Raw genomic sequence first — 4,376 nt, forward strand, 5'->3', positions numbered from 1 at the left:
CCGAACTCGAGGATGGTTCTTACCTTGGCAACGTCTATCACCATAAGGACAGAGGCAGAAAGAGTCCGCTTCTGCTCAGGGTGATTGAGTACCAGATCACCGAAGGGGAGGACCCGGATCTCTTCTACCGCCTCTTTTGCACCATCACCGATCCCGAGGTGGCACCGGCTCATGAATTGGCGGCACTCTACTCCAAACGTTGGGAGATCGAATCGGCCTTTGATGAACTAAAGACCCATCAGTCGGAGGCGCGAAGAGTGTTACGGTCTCAGTCTCCCGAGCTCGTCTACCAGGAGATCTGGGGGATGTTAACCCTTCACTTTGGCATCAGGGAACTCATGTATGACGTATCGGCATCCAAACGAGGGGACCCAGTGGCGCTCTCATTTGTTGGCTCTCTCCGGACGGTACGCACCAGTGCTATGACCAGTCCGGGTTTTTCCCCCTCAAGTTCTCGCTGAAGCATTCAGCCGCGCAAGCTGTCAAATCCTTGACCAAGTGCTTCCAAAACGAAGGTTGCGCTCTAATCCCCGTGTGATTCGCAAGCGCATGAGTCCCTATCCCACCAAGTATCCCAACCATAGCAACTGGCCCCAACCCTCAAGGCCAGCCAAAGATCTCATCAATGTCATCGGAGCTGGTCCCTAAGTTAACGGTATTGGACTAAATTCCCTACTTATATGCGAAGACCTGCTTTCCGTCTGCTCGCCCCTGTAGGTATGACCGACAACTCTCACCCTCGTCTGAGAGAACTGCATGTGCAAAGAGAAAGTGCCCTTCGCAATTGGCTGGTGGCCAATACTGCACTGGTGAGCGCTATCGAACGGCTGGGCCAATTGCACGCAGCCAAAGCCAAAGCGCTGAAAGCACGAGGGATCACTGCCCACCAGCTCGCCCAGTTCCGCCACTGGGAGAAAGGGAAGGTGAAACCTGCCGAATACAGGACGCTCGCAAGCTATGCACTGCACCGCAACATCATCGCCTCCATCGATCGGCGATGGGACGGAGCGATCACTACTGCACAGATCGAAGTCGATCGAGCCACCACCGATTTAGCCGTAGCTACTGCTAATCTGCTCTCCACTATGCCCGCAGCACTTGCCAGTAAATTGACCGGTCTCTCAGTGCGTCAACTCTCGGCTATTGTTCGTGCTGCTGCGAACAGAGGGTCACGACGGACCGAGATACGGTTATGAAGTGCCTCCAACGACAAAACCTCAGCTGCGATGACACACCAGTCACAAGCCAAAACACACTTGGCACCGCAACTAGCGGACGCGGTCAAGGGACATCGGCTCCATGTTTACAGGCCAGGAGTCCAATCATCTCTTAAGCATGTCGTGCCTGCTAATCTGACACAATGGGACCACAGATCGACCAACGGGCTATCCTGCTCGCGGCCTATGACGACGAGCTTCGAGACATCGCCGAGATGCAAGGTGCGCTGAGCTGGGACCGAGACGGACCCTTGTGGCGTGCGCTCTTCGAGGGTGGTGGATTCGTCAGCTACAAGTCGCTGGATCACGTCGAGGACCTCGACGAACTGATCGCAAGGACCGTCGTCTACTTCGCTGGGATGTCGCAGGTCAAAGAGTTCGAGTGGAAGTCTCGCGGTCATGATCGCCCGAGCGACCTCGATGCCCGGCTGCGCGCCGCCGGTCTCGTGCCTGAAGAGCTTGAGACGGTTATGGTTGGCGAAGCTGCGGACTTAGCGGTCAACGTCGAGCAGGAGCCTGGAGTCATCATTCGGAGGGTCGACCAGTTACCAGAGCCCGAACGCACCCAGGTCATCGCCGCCGCGTCCGCCATGGCGAAAGACGTGTTTAACGGAGGTCCCTCGGCCGAAGAGATGATTGCCAACTTGGATCGCAAGAAGGGCAACGAACAGTTCTGGGTGGCTGAGGCCGCCAACACGGTCGTATGCGTAGGACGACTTTCTCGGATTGCCGGCTCAGCGTTCGCTAGCTTGTGGGGTGGTGCGACCCACCCAGAGTGGCGAGGAAAAGGGATCTATCGTGCCTTGACCGCCGCTCGGGCCAAAGCTGCGATCGCTGAACGGGCACGCTACCTGCACAGCGACTGCACAGCGATGTCGCGGCCGATACTGGAGCGGAGCGGCTTAGTTGCGGTGACCACCACCAGGCCCTACATCTGGCGACGCTGAGCCAGCAAGCATCCCTCCTTATAGAGCAAGCGTTCAAGTCCGCCGATTGGACAGACCCGGTCCGCCCTTTCGAGGGATCGTCAATGACCCTAGCCACCTCTCGGATCGAACTCATGAACAGGTGCGCGTCCTCGATGCTGAGATAACGCCGGAACTTCGGGTGGTAAAGCACGTCTGCCAGTTCGTCGAGTAGCAACAAGCTGCACTCGCTCAACCAATGCTTCAAGGAGCAGGCGGACGGACACACTCTCTCGCATGACGGCCGCCACGAAGACATTCGTGTCAAGGAAAATCCGGTGCGACTCACTCGCCGCTCACCGTTCGTGCCCGTCGCTCTCGACGGACCCCACGCACCTCGGTTACAGCCTGAGCGAGTGCTGCATCCTCGTCAAGGTCGCTCGTATAGCCGACTCGCTCCAGCAGTCCTCTCAGCTCATCCAACGCCACATCCGCGTGGCCGCTTCGAAGATATGACCGCAATGCGTCCTCGATGACCGCACTCTCGGACCGATTGGAGGTGAGCGCAGCAACTTTCGTTGCTATGAGTACGTCGGTATCGAGGTAGATAGTCGTCTTCTTTTTTGCCATGTCTTAAGTCTGCCACTATTCCGTCATGACGTCCTGGCGGTACTATGACGTCCACTCTCAGTAGTGTGGAGTCGAGCACGTCCCAAGATCACGTGGAGCCACACGGCTTCAAGGCGCTGCGCTCCGGCACTCCTGGAAGACTCCGTCCTCTTCCATTGACCTCGTGCTCCCGCTCCGTGCTTATTGCGCGCCCAAGAACCCACACGGAAGAAGAATGCCATCATGATCTACACCATCACCGATACCGCAGAACTGGTCGCGCATCACATCGCCGCATCCGCACCGAAGAACAACGACGCTCCCCATACCAAAATCATCCAGTTCGATCGGAACCTTGAGCTGGTGGTCAGTGCCGCTCGGTTGGGCGCTATCGAACGGCTGGGCCAATTGCGCGCAGCCAAAGGCAAGGCATTGAACGCACAAGGGATCTCTGCCCACCAGCTCGCACAATTCCGCCGCTGGGAAAAGAGGAAGGTGAAACCTACCGATTATCGCACCATCGCAAGCTACACACAGCACCGCCACATCATCGCCTCGATCGATCGGCGGTGGGACAGAGTGATCACTACTGCACAGATCGAGGTCGATCGAGCCACCACCGATTTCGCCGTAGCTACTGCTGATCTGCTCTCCACCATGCCCGCAGCACTTGCCCGTGAATTGACCGGTCTCTCAGTACGTCGACTCTCAACTATTGCTCGTGCTACTGCGAACACCCATTCTGCGTCCTGAACACGAATGACGCAACGTCATTGACCGCTTTCCAACGTCATGGCGCATAAATGAGAGGACCCCAGCGTGGAGTCCTTGAGAGACTAGGGAGGTACCAAGATGGCATCGAAGCCCACGGATGCACAACGGGCGATCCTGCGAGAGAAGGCGAGAGCTGACAACCGCGCGATGCATGCGGCACTCACCGCCACAGAGCGTCTCGCCGATGCGAGAGCATCCCGAGAGGCCGCCATCGCCGCAGCAGACAAGGCGGTAGCCGAGGCCACTAGCATATATCACTCGGCGATCGAGGACCTCGTCTCGCGGATCGGCAAGGAGACTACTGCTGAGCTCCTGGGGACCGAGGCCATTTCCGCTGTACGTCACACCAAGCGCACATGATGCACGACCGATCAGTCGCAGGTCGGCTAGCCGCGCGTGCTCACTCGGCGTACCCGCAGAGAGAGGACACGACGGCAGGCGAGGCCGGCCCGCTCGGCGGAGAGGTCCCCCGTGGTTCTCCATGTGCCGGAGGGTGCTGCCCACCTCGGCGAAGAAGGGGTGGGAGGCATCACTGCGCCATCGGTGGGCAGGTCGACGGGCTCGTAACCGGCCACCAGCTTCAACCAGGCGTCTAGGAGCGTGGGTCTGAATCACCTTCCAGATCCGGTGGTGGGGCCCTAAAATTTGCCAAAATTGGGATTGTGGTCTTAAGTTCTTGGTTTCGGTTCTCAATTGGGGTCAATGATCCCAAGTCGGGTCCATTAGCTGCGTTCTAGGCCATCACCAACCCTGCATTCACTCTTGCATTGGAGAGCTTTCGTAAGTTATGACAGATTGAGTGCAGCATCCACTCAGTCTCGGCTCCCGATAGTCCTCGAAGGCGTAGGTGGCCCGCTTTCTGTCTAACTTT

At 57.9% G+C, this 4,376-nt stretch carries 6 protein-coding genes; 5 read left to right on the plus strand and 1 reads right to left on the minus strand.

Annotated elements, in window-relative coordinates:
* The 3 genes from M7439_RS07020 to M7439_RS07030 all read left to right on the plus strand — a co-directional run.
* Positions 1-461 (plus strand): transposase (locus M7439_RS07020; RefSeq protein WP_298381438.1); only part of this gene is annotated, 461 nt, incomplete at its 5' end.
* A gap of 297 nt (positions 462-758) precedes the next feature.
* Complete coding sequence (locus tag M7439_RS07025) at positions 759-1,196, plus strand: hypothetical protein (protein WP_276969427.1); 438 nt, start codon at positions 759-761, stop codon at positions 1,194-1,196.
* A gap of 164 nt (positions 1,197-1,360) precedes the next feature.
* Entirely contained in the window at positions 1,361-2,164 is an 804-nt protein-coding gene (locus M7439_RS07030) for a GNAT family N-acetyltransferase (protein WP_276969425.1), read from the plus strand.
* Positions 2,165-2,467: 303 nt separating this feature from the next.
* Here M7439_RS07030 and M7439_RS07035 read toward each other — a convergent pair whose 3' ends face one another.
* Positions 2,468-2,752, minus strand: a complete 285-nt coding sequence (locus M7439_RS07035; protein ID WP_276969423.1) for a CopG family transcriptional regulator — start codon at positions 2,750-2,752, stop codon at positions 2,468-2,470.
* A 222-nt stretch (positions 2,753-2,974) separates the two neighbouring features.
* Here M7439_RS07035 and M7439_RS07040 point away from each other — a divergent pair, with 222 nt between their 5' ends.
* On the plus strand, positions 2,975-3,484 hold the full coding sequence (locus M7439_RS07040; RefSeq protein ID WP_276969421.1) for a hypothetical protein: 510 nt from the start codon (positions 2,975-2,977) through the stop codon (positions 3,482-3,484).
* Between the two features lie 99 nt (positions 3,485-3,583).
* Positions 3,584-3,865, plus strand: a complete 282-nt coding sequence (locus M7439_RS07045) for a hypothetical protein (protein WP_276969419.1) — start codon at positions 3,584-3,586, stop codon at positions 3,863-3,865.
* The last annotated feature ends 511 nt before the right edge of the window (positions 3,866-4,376 follow it).

It is taken from the genome of Ferrimicrobium sp., from assembly GCF_027319265.1.
Taxonomy (GTDB): domain Bacteria; phylum Actinomycetota; class Acidimicrobiia; order Acidimicrobiales; family Acidimicrobiaceae; genus Ferrimicrobium.